Here is a 2207-nt window from a genome sequence, read left to right on the forward strand (position 1 = left end):
GAGTTTTTCTTTGAGTTTGCGCCATTTTCCGCGAGTCAGCGGACGCGTTTTATGATTCACTCCAGGGCATGGTTGCCACCGCCCAAGATGCCGTTCCGGACGATATTGGCGCGCTGAGAGCAGCGCTGACCGCGGCGCTGGCCAGAGCCGAAGACGAGGCCGCACGCGCTGCGCTGGTCGAGGCCGAACTGGCGGTCGCCAGAGCCAAGGCATCGGATGACGCGGCGCTGATCGCACATCAGGATCTGACGATCCGGAAGCTGCAGCGGGCGCTGCATGGTCAAAGTTCTGAACGTGCCGCCCGCCTGCACGACCAGATGGAACTCACCTTCGAGGAACTCGAGAGCACGGCAACGGAAGACGAGATCGCCGCCGAACAGGCAGCGGCCCGGACCACCGAGGTGGCGCCTTATGTGCGCAAGCGACCGGCGCGCCAGCCATTTCCCGAGCACCTGCCGCGCGAACGCGTGGTCGAGCCGGCGCCGACCGCTTGCCACTGCTGCGGCGGTCATCGGCTGCGCAGGCTGGGTGAGGATATCACCGAGACGCTGGAGGTGGTGCCGCGGCAATGGAAGGTGATCCAGCACGTGCGGGAGAAGATCCTATGGGCGACTGGATAGCAGCCACCGCTCTTGCGAATGTGTGGTTGTTACAAACACCACTCGGGAGCCAGGCATGCAAACCGGTCAATTTGAAACTTCGATCGCCATTCGCACCGAACTCTGCGCGATCTTCGTGTCGCTGGAATTGAGCAGAACACGGTGGTTGATCACATCTCTTTCGCCGGGAGGGGGAGAGAAAATGTCGAAGCACTCAGTTCTGGGAGGCGATGTTGCGGATCTCCTGAAAAGGCTCGCAGAACTCCAACAGAAGGGGCGATCGCGCACCGGCAAAACGTACCCCGTGGTCGTCATCCAAGAAGCCGGTCTCGACGGATTCTGGATCCACCGCACACTTGAGAAGAATGGAATAGAAAGCTGGGTAGTTGATCCTGCTTCGGTTCTGACGTCCCGAAAACATCGGCGGGCGAAGACCGATAAAATTGATGGGGAGACCTTGGTGCGGACGCTTCTGGCCTACAAGCGAGGTGAACCAAGGGGTGTGTGCGATGGTCAGGGTTCCCACTCGTGATGAAGAGGATCGTCGTCGAATCTGCCGAGAGCGAAAGACGCTGATCGCAGAGAGAATCCTGCACGTAAACCGGATCAAAGGCTTGCTGTTCGCACAAGGAATTGGCGACTACGAACCGATCTACCGAAATCGCCGCGCTCGACTGGAGGAACTGCGAACGGGCGACGGACACCCGCTGCCACGTCAAGTTAAAGCACAGATTTTACGGGAACTTGATCGTCTCGAAATCCTCCTCGCACAGATCAAGGAGGTTGAAGCAGAACGGGACGCGTTGCTCAATGTTGCGAGCGACTCTATGCCAAACCCGGCGTCCATGATCGTGCAGCTTAAGGGTATTGGTGCTGAAGTCGCTGCGGTTCTCTGGTCGGAGGGGCTCTTCCGCAGCTTCGATAATCGCCGCCAAGTCGCTGCCTATGCTGGCCTGGCGCCTACCCCTTGGCAGAGTGGCTCTGTAGATCATGAACAAGGTGTCGGGAAGGCTGGTAACCCGCGACTTCGGACAGTCATGATCCAGCTGGCATGGCTATGGCTACACCATCAGCCGAATTCGGCCCTCAGCACATGGTTCATGGAGCGCGTGCAACGAAACGGGGGGCGCGGGAAGAAAACCGCGATAGTCGCGCTGGCAAGAAAGCTTCTTGTAGCTCTCTGGAAATATGCCGTTCATGGAGTGGTCATTGAAGGCGCAAACCTGAAGGCGGCCTGACTGTTGAAAATCGCCTCAATCTCCCGCAGTGGTGCGGGCAGATCCAGACAGGACAAACCGAAGGGTGAATATGGCGTCACGCGCCGACGAGAAGAAGGGTTTTGTCCTACCGAGCCTCCGCCTACGAAAGAGGGATTTTGGTGCGGCCGATAAAAAGCGGCGACCGTATGTGAGTTTGGACTGGTGGATGCTCCAGTCAGATGTTGAGCTCGAGCCTGGATACTGGATCGATGGGAGTGCCGAACATGCGTTTTTGAACCCGCTTTACATTGACGGGCCCATGTGAGTTCACCTGCCGCGACTGCGAGACGATCAGCCAGGCTCCGGCGCCCTTCCACGCCACCCCGCGCGGCTGGGCCGGTCCCGGCCT

The 2207-nt window shown here is 59.2% G+C and carries 2 pseudogenes; both read left to right on the forward strand.

Annotated features, from left to right (window positions below):
- Nucleotides 1-68: 68 nt before the first annotated feature.
- Nucleotides 69-599 (forward strand): annotated as a pseudogene (locus NKH83_RS31495) (IS66 family transposase); the annotation flags it as partial.
- Nucleotides 600-675: 76 nt separating this feature from the next.
- Nucleotides 676-1837: pseudogene (locus NKH83_RS31500) on the forward strand (IS110 family RNA-guided transposase).
- Nucleotides 1838-2207: the final 370 nt, after the last annotated feature.

The organism is Mesorhizobium sp. M0909, assembly GCF_040319515.1.
In the GTDB taxonomy this organism is placed as follows: Bacteria; Pseudomonadota; Alphaproteobacteria; order Rhizobiales; family Rhizobiaceae; genus Mesorhizobium.